This is a genomic window from Tannerella serpentiformis, assembly GCF_003033925.1.
In the GTDB taxonomy this organism is placed as follows: Bacteria; Bacteroidota; Bacteroidia; order Bacteroidales; family Tannerellaceae; genus Tannerella; species Tannerella serpentiformis.
The window spans coordinates 868,775-888,466 of record NZ_CP028365.1 but is presented as its reverse complement, the minus strand read 5'-3'; the positions used below and the strand labels follow the sequence as shown (position 1 = coordinate 888,466).

Below are 19,692 nucleotides of genomic sequence, written 5' to 3'. Positions count from 1 at the left end.
TCCAACCGCCGTCCCCAAAAACATCCTATAACACGACCGAATACATAGGTGCGGCCCTTCCGCGGTGGTCGTAACACGACCGTATTTTCAACCATAGGACCCCGTGATACCCCGTAACACGACCGTCAAGACAACTACCGAGCGCATATGTATGACAATACGGCAGGTATTTTGAACTACCGAGGCTCAGGAGTTGAAAATACCTGCCGTATTTTCAGTCCCTACCACTCCGGAGTTGAAAATACCTGCCGTATTTTCATGTAATACCCCTCGGTAGTTCAAAATACCTGCCGTATTGTCATATCAAACCTATCGGCAGTTAGAAATACGGCCATGTTATTCCAAATAAGGCGTGTCCCCGGTTGTAGGGGCGTATTGAATACGCCCCACAGACGGCCCCATGGGGCCGAATGATGGTCATGTTATGGGTGGTTTTTGGGGGCGACGGTTAGGTATATGGATATGTTTTCCGAATCGGGAATATGTTTCGGTTAGGGATACGGACATGTTTTCGCCACCTATGGGCGGCGTTTGTAGGGCGTATGCAATACGCCCCTACACGTGTTACATGCCATACATCGAAATACGAATACGTTTTCCGAACGGGGTACATATTTCGGTTGGGGATACGGACATGTTTTCGCCACCTATGGGCGGCGTTCGTGGGGCGTATGCAATACGCCCCTACACGCGTTACATGCCGTACATCAAAATACGAATACGTTTTTCGAACGGGGTATGTGTTTCGGTTAGGGATACGGACATGTTTTCCGTACCCGGTACACGTTATCCATCGAAATACGAATGTGTTTTTCGAACCGGGTACGCGTTATCCATCAAAATACGGCCGTGTTTTCCGAACCGGATACACGTTATCCATCAAAATACGGCCGTGTTTTCCGAATTAGGCGAAGGCGTAGACGAGCCCGAGGATGGAGAGGAGGATGATGGCGGAGCCTACGATGCGGTTCAGTATGCGGATACTGCGAATGTTGAACCATCGGCGGAGGCGCGACACGAGGTAGGTGATCAACAGCCACCACAGGACGGCTCCGGCGGCAATACCGGTCAGACCAATGGGCACGTCCCAGACGCTGGCCGAAAAGACGAAGGAGAACCGGGCGAAGAGGCCGATATATAGGAATACAATCAGTACATTGCTCAGGGTGAGCAGAAAGGCTGAGATAAAATCTTGCACCAAGGAGAGGCGCGAGGCGCTGTTCTTGCGTAAACGTTTGACGGGATTGGCCTGGAAAATGTAGTAACCAAAGGCGCCGAGTACCAAACTGCCAAATACCTCGAGCGGCTTCTGGTGTGCCTCGACAAAGTTGACCACCAATCCCATCGAGAGGGCTGTCACGGCGGCATAGATCACGTCAGAGAGGGCCGCCCCGAGTCCGCTTACAAAGCCGTGCCAACGACCTTCGGAGAGGGTGCGCTGGATGCAGAGCATGCCGATGGGGCCCATCGGAGCCGACACCAGTATGCCTATAATCATCCCCGTGCGAAAGAGTTCCAGTAAATCCACCATCATCTTGTTGCGTCAAAGGAAGTGTGAGGAGTCAGGGGTTGGGCAAATCGTAGGGTCATTGTGGACTGTCTGCGCATGATGGTTGCAAAGGTAGCAAAATCGCCTCGCCCTGAGGCCGCCGCGGGTTCACGTAACCAACCCGGATTGGGAAGCGATACGTTTGGGGGATTCACGTAACCGATCCGGATTTTGATGTGATGCGTGTACCCGGCGTAGGGCCGCAACAGCATACGCCCCACAAACGGCCCCGCAGGGGACGGCCGCGGGATAGGAGTGTTGAACCGCCATAGGTTTAGGGTTCAGCATACAGATATATATTTTGGACCCCCGCGTGAGTACACCCCACGGCAAGAACCTGTATTTTTGCGCATCGTTAAACGGTGGTAGCGCGGCGCCCCGATGGCTGATGACTCCCGGCACTCCCTACCCCTAACCACTCGTAACTACAAATGATCCAATTCTTCCACCTACCCGCCGGAACGGTCTATGCCGTTGAAGTAGACCACGCCCTGACCGAGGATGAACGCGCCCCACTCAGCTGGCTCTTTGGCCAGGCAGCTGCCGTAGACTCTCCCGAAATCGAAGGCCGATTCGTCGGGCCTCGCCGCGAAATGATCACCCCGTGGAGCACCAACGCCGTGGAGATCACCCAAAACATGGGTCTCAAGGGCATCTCGCGCATCGAGGAATACCTGCCCGCTACCGATCAGGCCGACTGCGACCCCATGCTACAACGCCTCTACGACCGGCTCGACCAACGCCTCTTCACCACCGATCGGCAGCCCGAACCCATCGTCTATATCGACGACATCGCGGACTACAATCGCCGCGAAGGTCTGGCCCTCAGCGACGACGAGGTGCGTTACCTGAACGACTTGAGCCACCGACTGGGGCGCAAGCTGACCGACAGCGAAGTGTTCGGTTTTTCGCAGGTCAACTCTGAGCACTGCCGCCACAAGATCTTCGGAGGCAAGTTCGTCATCGACGGGGTTGAGCAACCCGATAGCCTCTTTGCAATGATCAAGCGCACGTCGTCCGTCAACCCGAACGGTCTCGTCTCGGCCTACAAGGACAACGTGGCCTTTAACGCCGGGCCGACGGTAGAGCAGTTCGCCCCCGCTTCGGCTGACGGGCCTGATTTCTTTGTCACGCGGCCCATCCCTACCGTGCTGGCGCTGAAAGCCGAAACGCACAACTTCCCCACTACGGTCGAACCCTTCAACGGAGCCGCTACCGGCACCGGGGGGGAGATCCGCGACCGTCTTGGAGGCGGCCGCGCCTCGCTGCCACTGGCCGGTACAGCCGTCTACATGACAGCCTACCCGCGCACCGACCCCGATCGCGCTTGGGAGCGCGTCTTGGACCCGCGCTCGTGGCTCTACCAAACGCCCGCGCAGATCTTAGTCAAGGCCTCCAACGGTGCCTCTGACTTTGGTAACAAGTTCGGCCAACCGCTCATCTGTGGCTCCTTGCTGACGTTTGAATACAAAGCGCCGGACGGTCGCAGTTACGCCTACGACAAGGTTATCATGCTGGCCGGCGGCATGGGCTTCGCTAATCGGCGCGACGCCCTGAAGGGGCAGCCCGAGGCAGGTGAAAAAGTGGTCGTGTTAGGCGGAGACAATTACCGCATTGGTATGGGTGGCGGGGCCGTTTCGTCGGTTGACACGGGTCGCTACGCCTCTGGTATTGAGCTGAATGCCGTGCAGCGAGCCAATCCGGAAATGCAGAAGCGTGCTGCAAACGTGATACGGGCTCTGGCCGAATCGGATGACAACCCCATCGTATCGATCCACGACCACGGCGCAGGAGGTCATCTGAACTGTCTTTCGGAACTGGTGGAGGCCACCGGTGGGCGAATCGACATGGATAGCCTACCTGTCGGCGATCCGACCCTCTCCGCCCGCGAGATAATTGGCAACGAGAGCCAGGAGCGCATGGGCTTGTTGATTAAGGATGAGGATACCGCCCGCGTGCGGCGCATCGCCGAACGGGAGCGCGCACCGATGTATGTGGTGGGCGAGACTACGGGCGACATGCGGTTTGTCTTTGCTCAGCGCAACGGCACCTGCCCGATCGACCTCCGCTTGGAAGATATGTTCGGCAATCCTCCGCGCACCATCATGGAGGACAGCAACCTCCAGCCCTCGTTCCCCGCCCTGACCTATCGGTTATCCGAACTGCATACCTATCTGGAGAACGTTTTACAGATGGAAGCTGTAGCCTGCAAGGACTGGCTGACGAACAAAGCAGACCGGAGCGTCACGGGTCGCGTGGCCCGACAGCAGTGTGTGGGCGAGTTACAGCTACCGCTGAGCGATCTGGGTGCCGTCGCACTCGACTTCCACGGAAGGCACGGCATGGCCACCTCCATCGGTCACGCCCCGCAAGCCGCCCTCGTCGACCCCGCAGCTGGCTCGCGGCTGGCTATTGCCGAAGCGCTGACCAACATCGTCTTTGCCCACCTGGCCGACGGCCTACGTAGCGTCTCCCTGAGCGCCAACTGGATGTGGCCCTGCCGCAACCCTGGCGAGGACGCACGTCTCTATCATGCTGTTGAAGCCGCATCTGACTTCGCTTGTGCCCTCGGTATCAACATCCCGACCGGCAAGGATTCGCTCTCGATGACTCAGAAGTATGGTGAGGAGAAGGTACTGGCGCCGGGTACGGTCATCATCTCCGCAGCCGCCGAGGTGAGTGACATCCATCGGATCATCTCCCCCGTACTATCGAACGACCCAGCGACGGCCGTCTATTATGTGGATTTCTCAGGCTGCGAGCTAAGGCTGGGCGGGTCGGCCTTCGCGCAATCACTCGGTAGCGTGGGGTCGGAGGTGCCGGACGTTTTGGATACGGACTATTTCCGCCGAGCCTTCGGGGCCGTGCAGACGGCCGTCGGGTCGGGTTTGGTGCAGGCTGGTCACGACGTATCGGCCGGCGGCATGCTGGTCGCCCTACTGGAGATGTGTTTCGCTAACGTTGACGGCGGCCTCGAGGTCGATCTGGACGCCATCCCCGACCCGGATCTGGTCAAGATCCTCTTCTCCGAAAACCCCGCCGTACTCTTGCAAGTGCCCGCAGACGACCGTCTGGAGGCGATCCTTCGCGAGGCCGGCGTGCGGTTCTATCGCGTGGCCCGTCCGACTGACGAGCGTCACCTGCTCATCACGAAGGACGGCGCCGATTACCACTTCGGTATCGATTATATGCGAGACGTCTGGTATCGCTCCTCCTACCTGCTCGACCGTCTTCAGAGCGGCGAGGAGTGCGCAGCTACCCGTTACGAACAGTATAAGATGCAGCCGCTGCGTTTCCGTATCCCTGACACATTCGTCGGATCGACCGCCAGCCTCGGACTCTCCACCGCCCGCACCGAACGGAGCGGCGTCCGTGCGGCCATCCTCCGCGATAAAGGCACGAACGGCGAGCGCGAGATGGCCTACGCCCTCTATCTGGCCGGGTTCGACGTGAAGGACGTCCACCTGACCGACCTCGCCACGGGCCGCGAGACACTCGACGACATCGATTTTGCCGTCTTCTGCGGCGGTTTTTCCAACTCCGACGTCCTCGGATCCGCCAAGGGCTGGGCGGCAGGCATACTCCATAACGACCGCGCTTGCTCTGCCATCAACCGCTTCTACGACCGCCCGGACACGCTCAGCCTCGGCGTCTGCAACGGTTGCCAACTCATGGCCCACCTCGGTCTCCTCTACCCCGACCATACGGAACGTCACGCCCTGCTCCACAACCGCTCACACAAGTTTGAATCGAGCTTCGTCACGCTCGACATTCCGCAGAACGATTCCGTCATGTTAGGCTCGCTCTCCGGCGCTCGGATCGGCGTATGGGTCGCCCACGGTGAAGGCCGCTTCGACTTCCCCTATGAGGAGTCGCGTTACCGCATAGCGGCGCGTTACAGTTACGACAGCTACCCCGCCAATCCCAACGGCTCACAGTGGGGCGTTGCCGCGCTGACCTCCGCCGACGGCCGTCACCTAGCCATGATGCCCCATCCGGAGCGGTCGATCTTCCCCTGGCAGTGCGCCCATTACCCCGCCGACCGTCGTCAAGACGAGGTCGCGCCCTGGATGCAAGCCTTTGTCAATGCCCGCCGCTGGGTAGAGAGCAAGCGGCGTTAGCCGTCAGCCCTGTCGCTGAGAACAACCGAGTCCTGCCGGATGAGAGTACACGATCGCCTCTTCATCCGGCAGGACGCTTTAGTAGGGGTGACCGCCCCGAAGCGGGGACCGCGGAGGTTCGGTGGGTAGCTTGACGGGTGTGTTGGAAGGAGGTGCGAGCGGAAAAACATACGGCTACCTTAAGGCTCCTTTGAGGCTCGAATGAGCGAAGTACGATGAGAGAAGGTGTGCAGGTAAGTGTGCGGGCGGATATATTCGGCATTCACGACATGATCTTTTAGTATATCCGATAACTCGTCGAAACTCCGCTCCCGCCCAAACGTCTTCCCTCGCAAATCCCTTGAAAGCCACTGATGAACGATTTGAGTGTACATTTGGCGCAATTTTTTGAAGTAAATAAGATAGTAAAAAGAACGAACAAGATGAATGTGATTCAAAAGACGATTGATCTGGGTGACGGACGAAGCATCACCATCGAAACGGGGAAATTGGCTAAGCAGGCCGATGGATCCGTGACCGTACGCATGGGCAACACGGTGTTGCTGGCTGCGGTGTGTGCCGCGAAAGATGCGGTGCCGGGCACGGATTTCATGCCCCTTCAGGTGGACTACAAAGAGAAATATGCAGCCTTCGGGCGCTTCCCCGGTGGCTTTACGCGCAGAGAGGGTAAACCCTCTGACTACGAGATTCTGACGTCTCGCTTGGTGGACCGCGTACTGCGCCCCCTCTTCCCGGACAATTATCACGCGGAGGTGTACGTCAACGTCATCCTGCTCTCGTCCGACGGCATCGATATGCCCGATGCACTGGCTGGACTGGCAGCATCGTCGGCGCTGGCTGTCTCCGACATTCCCTTCGGCGGACCGATCTCGGAGGTGCGCGTGGCACGCATCGACGGACGGTTTGTCATCAACCCCACCTTTGAGCAGCTGGAGAAGGCTGACATTGACATCATGGTGGGTGCAACGTACGAGAACATTATGATGGTGGAAGGCGAAATGGATGAGGTGCAGGAGGCTGAAATGCTCGAGGCTATCCGCGTGGCCCATGAAGCTATCAAGCAGCACTGCCTGGTGCAAAAGGAGCTCGAAGCTGCCTGCGGCAAGACGGTGAAGCGTGAATATTGCCACGAAGAGAACGACGAGGAGCTGCGCCAAAAGGTGCACGATGAGCTTTACGCCAAGGCGTACGCCATCTCTGTCTCCGGACAGGGCAAGCAGGAGCGTGCCGAGGCTTTCGAAAAGATCGTGGAGGACTTTAAGGCGAACTACACCGAGGAAGAGCTGGAGGAAAAGGCAGCCCTCATCGATCGCTACTATCACGACGTGGAGAAAGAGGCCATGCGCCGCGCCATCCTTGACGAAGGCAAGCGCCTCGACGGCCGTCGCACGACGGACATCCGACCCATATGGATCGAGCCGGACTACCTGCCGGGACCGCACGGATCGGCCGTCTTCACCCGCGGCGAGACGCAGTCGCTGACGACCGTCACGCTGGGCACGAAGAGCGATGAGAAGATCGTGGACGATGTGCTCAATCAGGGTCGCGACCGCTTCCTGTTGCATTACAACTTCCCGCCCTTCTCCACCGGCGAGGCCAAGTCGCAGCGCGGTGTAGGCCGTCGCGAGATCGGTCACGGCAACTTGGCTCACCGCGCCCTCAAGCGCATGATCCCGAAGGATTACCCGTATGTGCTGCGCGTCGTATCTGACATCCTCGAATCGAACGGCTCCTCGTCGATGGCCACCGTTTGCGCTGGCACACTGGCGCTGATGGATGCTGGCGTACCCATCCGCAAACCGGTGTCGGGCATCGCCATGGGGTTGATCTCCGAAAACAAGGGAACGAACTACGCCATCCTCTCCGACATCCTCGGCGATGAGGATCACCTGGGCGACATGGACTTCAAAGTGACCGGCACGCGCGACGGCATCACTGCCACACAGATGGACATCAAGGTGGACGGCCTCTCGTACGAGATCCTCGAGCGCGCCCTGGCACAAGCCAAGGAGGGACGCCTGCACATCCTTAATAAGATCGTCGAGGCGCAACCCGAACCGCGTGTCGAGCTTAAACCGCACGCTCCGCGCATCGAAACCTTCACCATCGGCAAGGAGTTCATCGGCGCCGTCATCGGCCCGGGCGGAAAGATTATCCAGGGCATTCAGGAGAAATCTGGCGCCACGATCTCCATCGACGAGGTGGACAACGTCGGCATCGTCGAGGTGGCCGCCACGAACAAGGAATCGATCGACGCAGCCCTGCGCGCCATCCGCGCCATCGTCGCTGTGCCTGAGGTCGGTGAGACGTACGAGGGCAAGATCTCGTCCATCATGCCTTACGGCGCCTTCGTCGAGTTCATGCCCGGCAAGGACGGCCTGCTGCACATCTCGGAGATCGATTGGAAGCGCCTCGAGACGGTTGAAGAGGCCGGCCTCAAGGAGGGCGACCGCGTTGTGGTGAAGCTCGTGGACATCGACCCGAAGACGGGCAAGTTCAAGCTCTCGCGCCGTGCGCTCATGCCGAAACCCGAAGGCTACACGGAGCCTGCGGCCCGTGGCAGTCGTCCGCCTCGCCAAGGTGGCAACGGCGGCGGTCGTCGGTAAGCCGCGCCGACTGTCGATCGCATGAAAAAGTCCCCCGGGCATGGATGGTAGGTCCATGGCTCGGGGGACTTCTTTTTGGGGGGAGACGACGGCGCTTGATATACTGTATATCGGTCCATGCAAGCCTGCTCGGGGCTGATATACTGTATATCGAAGCTATGCAAGCCTGCTCGGGGCTGATATACTGTATATCGGAGCTATGCAAGCCTGCTCGGGGCTGATATACTGTATATCGGAGCTATGCAAGCCTGTTTGGGCTTGATATACTGTATATCGGAGCCATGCAAGCCTGTTTGAAGCTGATATACTGTATATCGGGCCATGCAAGCCTGCTTGGGGCTGATTTACCGTAAATCGGAGCCCGGTAAATATTGAGGCAACAGACAGGCAGGATCAGGCAGCGCTCACTGCGCAAGGATCGCCTCGCGGATGCGCACCAGCCGCGTGAGCAGTCCCTCCAGCCGGTCGAGCGGGAGCATGTTCGCCGCGTCCGACAGCGCCGAGGCCGGGTCCGGGTGCGTCTCAAGGAAGATCCCATCCGTCCCCACAGCCACGGCCGCGCGCCCGATGGTCTCGATCAGCTCTGGCAGTCCGCCCGCCACACCCGACGCCAGGTTCGGCTGCTGGAGCGAGTGCGTGATGTCCGTCACCACCGGGTGACCAAAGGCCTGCATGCGTGGGATGCCGCGGAAGTCGACCACAAGGTCGGTGTACCCAAAAGTCGTCCCGCGCTCCGTCAGCATCACGTTCGGGTTGCCCGCGTCGACCACCTTTTGCGCCGCAAAACGCATCGCGTCCGGCGCCAGAAACTGCCCCTTTTTAATGTTCACGATCCGCCCCGTATGCGCCGCCGCGATCAGCAGGTCCGTCTGCCGGCAGAGGAAGGCCGGGATTTGCAACACGTCCACAAACTCCGCCGCCAAGGTCGCCTCATGCGTCTCGTGAATATCGGTCACGGTCGGGATGCCCAGCCGCTCGCGCACCTTGCCGAGAATACCGAGCGCCCGCTCGTCACCGATGCCCGTGAAGGAATCAATACGCGATCGATTCGCCTTGCGATACGACCCCTTGAAGACATACGGGATACCCAGCCGGCCCGTAATCTCCGCCACACGCTCCGCAATGCGCAGCGCCATCTCCTCGCCCTCAATCACGCACGGGCCGGCCAGCAGGAAGAACTGTTTTGTGCTTGTCAAATCATTGATGTTCATTGTTTATCTCATTCGTTTGATGGTTTGTCTAAAATCATATCCATGTCCCCCGGGCCCGACTTCCCCGCCCCCCATTCCCTATACCTTATATATAAGCTCCTCGGCGCGTTGGATCATCTCCTCCACGGGTAGCGTGGCGTCGATCCAATGGATCGTGAATCCCCGCCGTTCCATGCCGCGAAACCACGTCATCTGCCGCTTGGCAAACTGGTGGATGGCCGTCTCCAGCCCGCTGATCATTTCCTCGCGCGATCGTAGGCCTGTCACGTACTCCGTCACGAAGCGATACTCCAACCCGTAGTATATCAAGTCCTCCGCCGCGATCCCCTCGTCCAGCAGCCCGCGCACCTCATCGATAAGCCCCTCGTCTAACCGCGCAACGAGCCGCCGCGAGATGCGTTCACGCCGCAGCTCTCGGTCGATGTCCAGCCCGATGATCAGGCTGTTGATGGGCGCAAACTCGGTCCGTTCCGGCGACTGACTACGGTAGTACTCCTCAATCTCGATCGCGCGGATGGCACGCTGCGCACTGTCCACGTCCGTCTTGTTGTGCAACGTCTTATACGACGCCAAGATCCGCTCCAGCTCAGCCAGTGGCACGTCCTTCAGCCGCTCCCGTAGCGCCTCGTTTGGCGGTACATCCAACAGGCGATACCCCTTCAGCACCGCCTCGATATACATCCCCGTTCCGCCACAGAGAATCGGCACCAATCCGCCCTCTCGCAGCCGCCGAAAAACGTCGAAGAAGTCGTGCTGATAACGAAAAACATTGTAGCGTGTGCCCGGCTCACAGATGTCGACAAGGTGGCAAGCCACCCGCTGCCCCTCGACGACATAGTCGGCCAGATCCTTACCCGTACCGATGTCCATCCGTCGGTAGACCTGCCGCGAATCGGCGCTGATGATCTCCGTATGCAAACGGAAGGCCCACGCTGCAGCAAAATGTGTCTTGCCGCAAGCCGTGGGCCCTAAAATAGTGATCAGTTCGTACTCCTTCATCGTGCAATGGCTATCGATGCTGCCACGAACCATCCACGGTCAGAATAGACCGTAGCTAAAAGAACATGTTGTAGCACGCGATAAACTTTTGTCTCTTGTTTTTTACGCCTGCATGGTTATCTCCACGGACCGCTGTCACCGTCCGTTCGTCGGGCGCTTCCGCCCGGGGCTCCTGACTCTCGCAGTAGTAATCCCTCTTTTCTGCTTCAGGGTCACTCTTTGCGATGTCTCCGTTACGTGTGTGTAGAATCCACGTGGGATTCTTCGGGAATAATGTTTTCATCGCTCTGACAATTTAAGAAATTAGACGTTAGTGGGAGGTGATGAATCCACGCTTGGAATCTCTTTCCCGTTGTAAATGTAACGCCTAAGTAGCAAAATCGTTGAGCTGCCCAGTCTTGGATTGGTGTGTTTTACGATCATTTAACCACTGCCTGCATGGCATATCATCTCCTCTTCATGGCCCCACGATCAGCACTTTTTGTCGGCATCAATAGTTAATCCCCCGAAAACTGTTTCCTTTGTCCACCGAGGATAACGGAGGGAAGGCCCTCCTGTAGTAATTAGAACAGCGAAATGGAATTGACAAAAGACACCAATGAGACGGGCATGCCGGAAATGGATCGGACGCCCGAGCAACTTTCGGACAATCTGTCTGAAAACGTGGAAGCACAAAACGTAGAAACCACACCCGAACAAAACGTAATCACAACAGAGCTCGCCCCAGAAGCGGCTCCGGAGCCGCCCGCTGCGTCAACACCTGAACCGACCACTGAGCAGCCCGAGCCCGCTACAACAGCCGAAGCTCCCGCCCAGCAAGAGGCACCCGCTGAGACGGTACGCGAGATCGTCGTCAACGAAGCTACGGTGCAGCAGGATCCGCAAATGAAGGAGCTGCCCACCACGCCCGACGACTACTGCGGAGAGTTACAGGAGGCTATTGAGACGGGTGCAGTCGGTATGCTCAACAAGCACGAAATCATCGAGAAACTCAAAGAGGCGGTCGGCCGTGCAGAGAGCGCGCCGCGCGATGAGATCGATCGACTGCGACAGTCCTACTATCGCATCCTCAAGACCGAGGCGGACGAGCTCAAGCGCGTCTTTGTCGAAGGTGGCGGTAACGAGGACGATTTTGAGAATCCGTCCGACGAGACGCTGCCCGTCGTTAAAGACCTACTAAACCGATACAAGGAGCGCCGTGCCGAACTGGAGAAAGAGAGAACGCGTGTGCGTGAGGAGAACTACCTCAAGAAGTTGAGCCTCATCGACCGCATGAAAGCCCTCGTCGAAAGCACGGACGACTTCAACCGGCGATACAACGAGTTCCGCGAAATCCAGCAGAAATGGAAAGAGTACGACCCCGTACCGCAGGAACACGTCAAGGAGCTTTGGAACAACTACCAGATCCAAGCCGAACGTTTCTACGATATCGTCAAGATCAACCATCAGCTGCGCGATTACGACTTCAAGAAGAACCTCGAACGTAAGCTGGAACTCACCGAGGCTGCTGAAAAACTGGTCGAGGAGCCAGACGTCGTGTCGGCTTACCGCAACATGCAGCAGATCTTCCAGCAATGGCGCGAAATCGGTCCTGTGCCCCGCGAACAGCGCGACGAGGTTTGGAACCACTTCAAGGAACTCATGACGAAGGTCAACCGACGCCACCAAGAGCACTTCGAGGTCATTCGCGCCCGTGAGGAAGAGAATCTGCAAGCCAAAACAGCCCTCTGTGAGACCGTCGAAGGCGTCGTATATGACGACCTGAAGACCCACCGCGACTGGGAGAAGAAGGCCGCAGAAATCATCGAGCTGCAACAAAAATGGCGCACTATCGGCTTTGCCGCCCGGAAGCAGAACCAGAAGATTTACGACCGCTTCCACGCCGCCTGCGACGAGTTCTTCAAGCGCCGCAACGAGTTCTTCAAGGAGATCCGCAAGGACTTCGACGAGAACCTCCGCCAGAAGAAGGCCCTGCTCGAGAAGGCTGAGGCGCTCAAGGAAAGCATCGACTGGAAGGAAACTACCCAAGCCTTCATCGAGTTGCAGAACCAGTGGAAGGCCGTTGGGCCTACGCAGCGCCGTCAGTCTGACGCCGTTTGGAAGCGCTTCAACGCCGCCTGCGACTACTTCTTCGAGCGTAAGAACGCCGCCTTCTCCGGCCAGCGTAACGAAGAGAAGGCTAATCTCGACGCCAAAAACGAGATCGTTCGTAAGATCCAGAATCTCGACGAGAGCCTTTCCGCCGACGAGTCCATCACCACGCTTAAGGCGCTCATCAGCGAATGGAACGCCATCGGCTACGTGCCCTTCCGCGATAAAGAGAACGCCTACAACGCCTTCCGCACCGCCGTCGACAAACAGTACGACCGCCTCAACGTGGCCCAGGCCGACCGTCGCATGCAGGCCTTCCGCTCCGGCCTCTCCGAGATGGCTGAGCAGGGCAAAGGCCGCATCCACAGCGAGCGCGATCGCCTCATGCGCACCTATGAGCGCATGAAAAGCGAGGTCCAGACCTACGAAAACAACCTCGGCTTCCTCAACATCTCGTCCAAGGGCGGCAGTGGCCTCCTCAAAGAGATGGAGCGTAAGCTCGAACGCCTGCGCGAAGAGATGGCACTCGTGGTCAAGAAGATCGAAGCCATCGATGAGAACCTCGAGTAGGCGCCTGCACCGTTTCAATCCGGGACACGAGGCGGCTGTCGGGATCGGCCAAGCCAACTATACCCCCGACGCCGCCTCTCGCCGGATGGCGGACGACCTCGAAACCCTTCCACTTTGGTACGCCGACAGCGGCGACAGCGTCTGGATAACCCACACCGAGGGGGCGGATCAATTCCTTGATTCGCTCCCTCTTTTTTTGCGCCCGGACGTCCGACTGCTGACTGCTGATGCGCTCTGTCGGCTGTCGGCGGACGTCGAGGGGCCGCTCCTCGCCATGCCTTGGGGACTCTCGCCCGACGTCCTCGCCGCCTTCGAACGCCTCCGCCGACGTGGCGCCCCGATCCTCGTCCCTGCGTGGAGCGACGCCCTCCGTACGCTCACCCACCGGCAGACCGCCGCTCGTTGCTTGGAACGCGTGCTCCGTCGGTTGCCCGAGTTGCCGCCCGTTGCCGTGCCCCGCTTCTGCACGTCGGTGGGTGAGGTCGTCGATTACGTGAAGACTTGTCAGTCACCCTTTATGCTCAAGACTCCCTTCTCCTGCTCCGGTCGTGGGATTCTCACCCTCGAAAACGCTTCGATCACTGATCCAGAGCGGTGTTGGATCGAGGGTGCCCTCCGTCGATGGGGCGTGGTCAGCATCGAGCCTAAGCTGGACAAAACGGCAGACTTCGCCCTGGAGTTTCACAGCGACGGCCACGGTTGCGTCACCTACGCCGGCCTCTCCGTCTTCGACACGCACCCCCGCGGAGCCTTCACCGGCGCCCGGCTCGGAGACCCCAACCGGCTCCGAGGGCAGTTGCCCGACATCCTCCGCGGCCCCCTTTTCGACTGCCTCCGCACGGCCGTCACCGACACCCTCTGCGACACCGTCGGCCGCATCTACAGCGGCTTCCTCGGCGTCGACATGCTCGTCTACCGCCGTCCGGACGGCTCCGCGGCCGTCCACCCCTTCATCGAGCTCAACCTCCGCTACACGATGGGCCTCGTGGCCGTCGAGCTCAGCCGCCGCGTGGTGCACCCCGACGCCATCGGCCGCCTCCTCATCGCGCGCTGCCCCGCCCCCGGCGACGCCCTCCGCGCCCATCAGGCCGACAATCGGCGCCTCCCCGCCCACTTCGCCGACGGTCGCCTGCGCGCGGGCTACCTCAGCCTCGTGCCCGTCACGCCAGCCAGCCTCTTCCGCGCCTTCATCGAAGTCGTTTGACGCCTCCCTCGGCCGCGCCAAAGTGCCGCCGAAGGCTTCGCCGCCTTTGCCCAGCCGCGTCGGCTCTCCAGCGAACACGTCGCCGCTAATCCCCTGTCCGCTCAAACCCTCGGAATACCCCTCGCCACGCTTTGCATGCCGTGGACGAGGGTTGTTTCGTTTATGAACGGCTATGAAAATAATTTGGACATTCTGTTTGTGATACGAACAAGGACTATAAATAGTATTCCTTCTATTCCTGATTATAGACAGGCTATAGAAATAGATTTACCTATTGTATGTTCTAAAAATAGCATGTAAAATATACTTTTCTATCTGTTTTTGATAGAGATAGATATTCGAAATACGTATATATATCTTCGATAATATGGATGATATACGAAGTGTGTTTGAAGTACTGTTTAGACCATGAACAATATCACTATAGAAAAATATATCGTTTTAGTTTGCGGTTTACGGATAAGCGCTATTTTTGCCTCCGAATATGACATAATCAAGGTAAAATACTTTTTTGGATCGCAGGTTTTGATCGTAAACGGGGAAGAGAGGTTTTTTGAGCCAATGCTTATGATGTGAATAAGCTGATCAAGCGTTTGAGATACTGATTTTGCGATATAAACAGGGGTGTAAGGATTTTCGACATCCCGTTTATGGTCGAAACGACGGTTTAATGTATTTAGATAGTATGTTTATAGAAAAGACAGAAAGTACAGGCTTTTGGATAGCGCATTCAGGAAAGAAACGGCCCTTCTATGGGGGCTGTAAAGCGCAGAGAATGATCTGACAAGAGATACTATGAAGGAAAAGATAGAGGAGTTGCCTTGGCGCTCGGTTAAGATCGAGCCGGGAACGCAAAAAACGTTCGACGCGGCGAGTCATGCGGTCTTCATCAACTCGCAGTACACGCTGCTGAAGGAGTTTGGGGAGGAGCGGTTGCATTTTCCCGAGGGGCTGATGAAGGCGCTGGGCGAGATGGCCGATTTGGAGACGGGCGCACTGGTTGAGAGGAAAAAGTCAACGCTCACGGAGCAGCTGAAGGCCAAGGATGCGGAGCGCGACAAGGCGCTGCGCTACATTTTTGGCATGATCCGCACGCAGCTGCATTCGCCTCACACGGCGGAGCGCGAGGCGGCGGAGGAGCTCGACATAAAGCTGCGGAACTTCCGATACATCCGCCACCAGGGCTACGATGTGGAGAGTGGAAACATCGATAGCATGCTCATGGATGCTGAGCGGCTTAAGAAGGAAATCAGCACGCTGCACCTCGAGGAGTCGTTCGACTGCCTGAGGGAGGCCAATAAGGCGTACGAGAGGCTGGTGAAGGAGCGCGATGCGGAGCGGTTGGCCAACAACCGGCCGAGCATGCGCAATCTGCGGCCCAGGGCTGACAAGCTGTACGAATTGGCCTGCCAATATGTCCAGGCGTCATACCTCTTCGCCCAGACGGCGGAGGAGCGGAATAAGATCGAAGAGCTGGTGGCACAGCTGAATCAGCGGGTGCGAAACATCAAGACGTCGCACCGCAAAAGCGCCAGCCAACGGCGGCGGCGCGGGAAGGAGGACGAGGCCGCGGAGGGAGCATGAACCATACATTATAATTAAGTAACGAGAGAACAGATGGAAGATAAAAGCATCGTGTCGGTGATCTTCGGCGCGTCGGGCGACCTGACGTGGCGCAAGCTCGTGCCGGCACTTTATGATATGTATTACCGCGGGCTGTTGCCGGGCGGGTTTAAGGTGCTCGGCGTGGGCCGGGCGCAGCTGACGGACGAGTCGTTCCGGGAGAAGATGAAGGAGGGGCTCGACCGCTTTGTGCCGGCCAGCTTTGTGGATCAGCAGCGGATGGCGCACTTCCTCCAGCAGCTGCATTATCACGCGATGGACACGAACGAGGCGAAGGATTACGAGGGGCTGCGGCGGCGCCTCGGGGAGCTCTCCCAGACGGCCGACCGCGACGATTACCTCTACTACTTCGCCATGCCGCCCTTCATGTACGCGCCCGTGGCGTCGTACTTGCACACGGTCGGGCTCACGCGTCGCACATCGGCCCAGAGCGGCTTCCGGCGCGTGATCATCGAGAAACCGTTCGGCCACGATGCGCCCAGCGCGGCCAGTCTCAACCGCGAACTGTTGCGCTACTTCAGCGAAGATCAGATCTATCGCATCGACCATTACTTGGGCAAGGAGGCGGTGCAAAATATGCTCGTGATGCGCTTTTCGAACGGCATCTTCGAGCCGCTCTGGAATAGGAATTACGTGGAGTACGTCGAGATCACCTCGTCCGAGGCGCTCGGCGTCGGGTCGCGGGCAGGATATTACGAGTCGGCCGGGGCACTGCGCGACATGGTGCAGAACCACCTGCTACAGCTGCTGGCCATCGGGGCGATGGATCCGCCTGTGTCGTCGGATGCGAACGCGATCCGCAACGAGATGCTGAAGGTGTTCCTCTCCCTGCGTCGGATGACGCCCGAGCAGGTGCCGGAGTACGTCATCCGCGGGCAGTACACGGGTGCCGTGCGTCGCGGCGAGCCGCTCCGGGCCTATCGCGAGGAGAAAGGCGTGGCGCCAGACTCGAAGACGGAAACGTTCGTCGCCATGAAGTGCTACATCGATAACTGGCGCTGGAGCGGCGTGCCGTTCTACATCCGTACGGGCAAATGTCTGCCGACACGAGTGACGGAGGTGGTGGTACACTTTCGGCCCAATCCGCACCGCATCTTCGCCCGTCGCAGCGGCATGGAAAACGTGGGCAATCAGCTCGTCCTGCGCATCCAGCCCGACGAGGGCATCCTGTTGCGGTTCGGGATGAAGGTGCCCGGCGCCGGCTTCCACGTCGATCAGGTGAGCATGGATTTCCACTACTCATCGCTGGGCGAGAAGCATATCCCCGACGCCTATGAACGCCTGCTTTCCGACTGCATGACGGGCGACGCGACGCTCTATCAGCGCGGCGACGCCGTGGAGGCCACCTGGCTGTACGTGCAGCCCATCCTCGACGCTTGGGCCAGCGACCCCACTATCCCGCTCTATGGCTATCCTGCAGGCTCGTGGGGGCCGGAGCAGGCCGACACGCTCCTTGCCGCCGACGGGCACGCGTGGCGCTACCCCTGCAAAAATCTCACCTCTGACGACGGCTATTGCGAGCTGTAGACAAGACATTATACACACCGAATTATGCGACAGATACAGATCTACGAAAACGCAGACATCCTCTGCGAAGAACTGGCCGAAGCGCTGCCGATACCCGCGTCCATCTCCGAGCCGATTCACATCGCCCTCTCGGGAGGCTCCACGCCTACGCTCTTGTTTGAGAAGATGGCGGCAGTCGACGATCCGGACGCGTTTATGAACACCCACTTCTACTGGGTCGATGAGCGTCATGTGCCGGAGGATGATCCGGAGAGTAACTACGCCGTCTTCCGCCGCCTTTTGGTCGGCACCGGTATCATCCCCGTGGAGAACGTCCACCCCATCAAGTATCACCCGGATATCCACCAAATGACGGCGAACTATGAGCAGGAACTGCGTAAGCACGTGCCCTTCGAGGACGGCTATCCCCTGTTCGACGAGATCGTCCTCGGTGTCGGTGAGGACGGCCACACGGCCTCCATCTTCCCCGACCGCCTCGACCTCTTTGAGACGACGGACATCGTGGCCACGACGCGTCACCCCGTGACCGGCCAGGGGCGCGTCACCCTGACCGGCAACACGATCAACAACGCCTACGGGGTGACGGTGCTCTGCACCGGGGAGAAGAAGCGCCGCATCCTCGACGAAGTGCTTCGGGAGAACAAGCCCGAGTATCCTATTTCGCACGTCAAGCTGAGACCGTTCGCGTCAGTCATTTTCAAGCTGGATCTCGCGGCCTCGCTCTACGGCGCGTAGCGGGTCGGCCCCCGATTGTTTAATGGTAAAAAGAAGCCCGGAGACGATTCAGTTCATCTTCGGGCTTCTTCATATTCCGTGCACTGCGTTTAAGCGCCGTTTATTCATCGTTTAAAACATGGATAGCGTGACAGGCTGCCAGCGCCGCCGTCTCCGTACGTAGTCGCGTGCGCCCCAGTGAGACACCGCGGTAGCCGGCCGATTCGGCCATGGCCACCTCCTCCGCGCTGAAATCGCCCTCCGGCCCGATGAGGATCAGCACATCGCTGCCGCGGGTGTAGCATGCGCCCACGGTGGGCAGCTCCGACGAGCGACAGTGTGCAATCAGTCGGCAGTCGGCGGCGGTGGGCTGGGCGATGAAGTCGGCAAAGTCCGTCATGCCCACGAGCTGTGGCAGTCGTGCCTGTCCAGATTGCTTCATGGCGGCTACCAGCACACGTTGCAGGCGCTCCATCTTCACCTCCCGCCGCTCCGAATAACGACAGCGGAGGAGGGTCACACTGTCGATACCCACCTCCGCTGCTTTCTCTAAAAACCACTCCGTGCGGTCGATATTTTTCGTTGGCGCCACGGCCACATGTAGGCCATAGGTCCAGAGTGGTGGCGCCACGGTGCGCTCCACCACTGTCACGCGACAGTGGCGCGGGTGCGCCTCCTCAATCATTGCCCGATAGAACGCTCCACGGCCGTCCGTCACGTTCAACTCCGCGCCACGCCCGAGGCGCAGCACCTTCGTGCAGTGCGCTGACTCCTCCTCGGGCAGCACGGGATCGGTATCGATCTGCGGGGCGTAAAAGATGGGCAGCGTCATGGCGTTGGTCAGCTTCATTTCGGGTGATTGGCCGGCTCGCGACGCATGAGCTCGTCCTGGTAGATTTTAGCCAGCTCGTATTTCTCTTCGCCTACGGCTCGCTCCAGCATGGCCTCGATCTCGTAAGCCTCTTGCCGCTTGAGCCATTTGCGCAGCAGCTGTGGGTCGTGGATCTCCTCCGGATCCGTGTCGTCCGGTGGCATACCCTCTTCCGCCTCGGCTGCGGGCGTGATGGCGCAGCGTTGCAGCAGGCTCTCGAACGTGTAGATGGGACACCTCAACCGCAAGGCCAGCGCCACAGCGTCCGACGTGCGCGAGTCGATGCGAGCTTCCGTCCCGTCAGACTCCTGAAATACAAGCTCAGAAAAGAACACCCCGTCTTCAAAACGATAGATGAACACCTCTTTCAGCTTCAGCCGAAAGGCGTGCGTCATGCCCACAATCAAGTCGTGCGTCATGGGACGCGGTGTGGCCATTCCCTCCAGTGCGACGGCGATGGACTGCGCTTCGGGCAGCCCGATGATCACCGGTAGCCTTCGCGTCCCATCGTCCTTTAAGATGAGCGCATAGGCGTTCGACTGCACGCGCGAGTTGGCCACGCCTTGTACGGTCAATTCCACTTTGTTGTCCACGATATATCTTCTC

General features: G+C 58.9%; 13 protein-coding genes. 7 read left to right on the top strand and 6 right to left on the bottom strand.

From position 1 onward, the window contains the following. Nucleotides 1–904 precede the first annotated feature (904 nt). On the bottom strand, nt 905–1,531 hold the full coding sequence (locus C7123_RS03680) for a LysE family translocator (RefSeq protein WP_037983673.1): 627 nt from the start codon (nt 1,529–1,531) through the stop codon (nt 905–907). A 449-nt stretch (nt 1,532–1,980) separates the two neighbouring features. Between C7123_RS03680 and purL the strand changes: the two genes are divergently transcribed. Together purL and pnp are read left to right on the top strand one after the other, a co-directional pair. Next, entirely contained in the window at nt 1,981–5,670 is a 3,690-nt protein-coding gene (gene purL, locus C7123_RS03675; RefSeq protein WP_069175812.1) for a phosphoribosylformylglycinamidine synthase, read from the top strand. Between the two features lie 422 nt (nt 5,671–6,092). Next, the gene (gene pnp, locus C7123_RS03670; protein WP_069175811.1) at nt 6,093–8,276 is read left to right on the top strand and encodes a polyribonucleotide nucleotidyltransferase; all 2,184 of its coding nucleotides are present in this window, start codon (nt 6,093–6,095) and stop codon (nt 8,274–8,276) included. 404 nt (nt 8,277–8,680) lie between these two features. On the opposite strand, the gene kdsA is transcribed toward pnp, so the two are convergent. The 3 genes from kdsA to C7123_RS13185 form a co-directional block, all read right to left on the bottom strand. Beyond that, nucleotides 8,681–9,487 (bottom strand): 3-deoxy-8-phosphooctulonate synthase, encoded by an 807-nt coding sequence (gene kdsA, locus C7123_RS03665; RefSeq protein WP_069175810.1) that lies wholly within the window; start codon nt 9,485–9,487, stop codon nt 8,681–8,683. A gap of 78 nt (nt 9,488–9,565) precedes the next feature. Next, nucleotides 9,566–10,486, bottom strand: coding sequence for a tRNA (adenosine(37)-N6)-dimethylallyltransferase MiaA (gene miaA, locus C7123_RS03660; protein ID WP_069176419.1), 921 nt, complete (start codon nt 10,484–10,486; stop codon nt 9,566–9,568). A 55-nt stretch (nt 10,487–10,541) separates the two neighbouring features. After that, entirely contained in the window at nt 10,542–10,769 is a 228-nt protein-coding gene (locus tag C7123_RS13185; protein ID WP_069175809.1) for a hypothetical protein, read from the bottom strand. Between the two features lie 293 nt (nt 10,770–11,062). Here C7123_RS13185 and C7123_RS03650 point away from each other — a divergent pair, with 293 nt between their 5' ends. The 5 genes from C7123_RS03650 (at nt 11,063) to pgl (ending at nt 18,236) form a co-directional block, all read left to right on the top strand. Continuing rightward, the gene (locus C7123_RS03650; protein WP_069175808.1) at nt 11,063–13,147 is read left to right on the top strand and encodes a DUF349 domain-containing protein; all 2,085 of its coding nucleotides are present in this window, start codon (nt 11,063–11,065) and stop codon (nt 13,145–13,147) included. Further along, a complete protein-coding gene (locus C7123_RS03645; protein ID WP_069175807.1) occupies nt 13,131–14,351 on the top strand; it encodes a hypothetical protein in 1,221 nt (406 codons plus the stop codon). The genes C7123_RS03650 and C7123_RS03645 overlap by 17 nt, the downstream gene beginning before the upstream one ends. A 795-nt stretch (nt 14,352–15,146) precedes the next feature. After that, entirely contained in the window at nt 15,147–15,935 is a 789-nt protein-coding gene (locus C7123_RS03640) for a DUF6261 family protein (protein WP_069175806.1), read from the top strand. A 33-nt stretch (nt 15,936–15,968) separates the two neighbouring features. Further along, a complete protein-coding gene (gene zwf / locus C7123_RS03635; RefSeq protein ID WP_069175805.1) occupies nt 15,969–17,501 on the top strand; it encodes a glucose-6-phosphate dehydrogenase in 1,533 nt (510 codons plus the stop codon). Between the two features lie 24 nt (nt 17,502–17,525). Further along, entirely contained in the window at nt 17,526–18,236 is a 711-nt protein-coding gene (pgl, locus tag C7123_RS03630; RefSeq protein WP_069175804.1) for a 6-phosphogluconolactonase, read from the top strand. Between the two features lie 100 nt (nt 18,237–18,336). Here pgl and C7123_RS03625 read toward each other — a convergent pair whose 3' ends face one another. Then, the gene (locus C7123_RS03625; RefSeq protein ID WP_069176418.1) at nt 18,337–19,041 is read right to left on the bottom strand and encodes a 16S rRNA (uracil(1498)-N(3))-methyltransferase; all 705 of its coding nucleotides are present in this window, start codon (nt 19,039–19,041) and stop codon (nt 18,337–18,339) included. Nucleotides 19,042–19,061: 20 nt separating this feature from the next. Continuing rightward, complete coding sequence (locus C7123_RS03620) at nt 19,062–19,679, bottom strand: bifunctional nuclease family protein (RefSeq protein WP_069175803.1); 618 nt, start codon at nt 19,677–19,679, stop codon at nt 19,062–19,064. Nucleotides 19,680–19,692 lie beyond the last annotated feature (13 nt).

What these genes read in the sequence shown, in the direction of transcription:
- miaA (WP_069176419.1), bottom strand. Translation starts at nt 10,486, where the DNA reads ATGAAGGAGTACGAACTGATCACTATTTTAGGGCCCACGGCTTGCGGC.
- pnp (WP_069175811.1), top strand. Translation starts at nt 6,093, where the DNA reads ATGAATGTGATTCAAAAGACGATTGATCTGGGTGACGGACGAAGCATC.
- C7123_RS03640 (WP_069175806.1), top strand. Translation starts at nt 15,147, where the DNA reads ATGAAGGAAAAGATAGAGGAGTTGCCTTGGCGCTCGGTTAAGATCGAG.
- C7123_RS03645 (WP_069175807.1), top strand. Translation starts at nt 13,131, where the DNA reads ATGAGAACCTCGAGTAGGCGCCTGCACCGTTTCAATCCGGGACACGAG.
- C7123_RS13185 (WP_069175809.1), bottom strand. Translation starts at nt 10,769, where the DNA reads ATGAAAACATTATTCCCGAAGAATCCCACGTGGATTCTACACACACGT.
- C7123_RS03650 (WP_069175808.1), top strand. Translation starts at nt 11,063, where the DNA reads ATGGAATTGACAAAAGACACCAATGAGACGGGCATGCCGGAAATGGAT.
- pgl (WP_069175804.1), top strand. Translation starts at nt 17,526, where the DNA reads ATGCGACAGATACAGATCTACGAAAACGCAGACATCCTCTGCGAAGAA.
- C7123_RS03680 (WP_037983673.1), bottom strand. Translation starts at nt 1,531, where the DNA reads ATGGTGGATTTACTGGAACTCTTTCGCACGGGGATGATTATAGGCATA.
- kdsA (WP_069175810.1), bottom strand. Translation starts at nt 9,487, where the DNA reads ATGAACATCAATGATTTGACAAGCACAAAACAGTTCTTCCTGCTGGCC.
- zwf (WP_069175805.1), top strand. Translation starts at nt 15,969, where the DNA reads ATGGAAGATAAAAGCATCGTGTCGGTGATCTTCGGCGCGTCGGGCGAC.
- purL (WP_069175812.1), top strand. Translation starts at nt 1,981, where the DNA reads ATGATCCAATTCTTCCACCTACCCGCCGGAACGGTCTATGCCGTTGAA.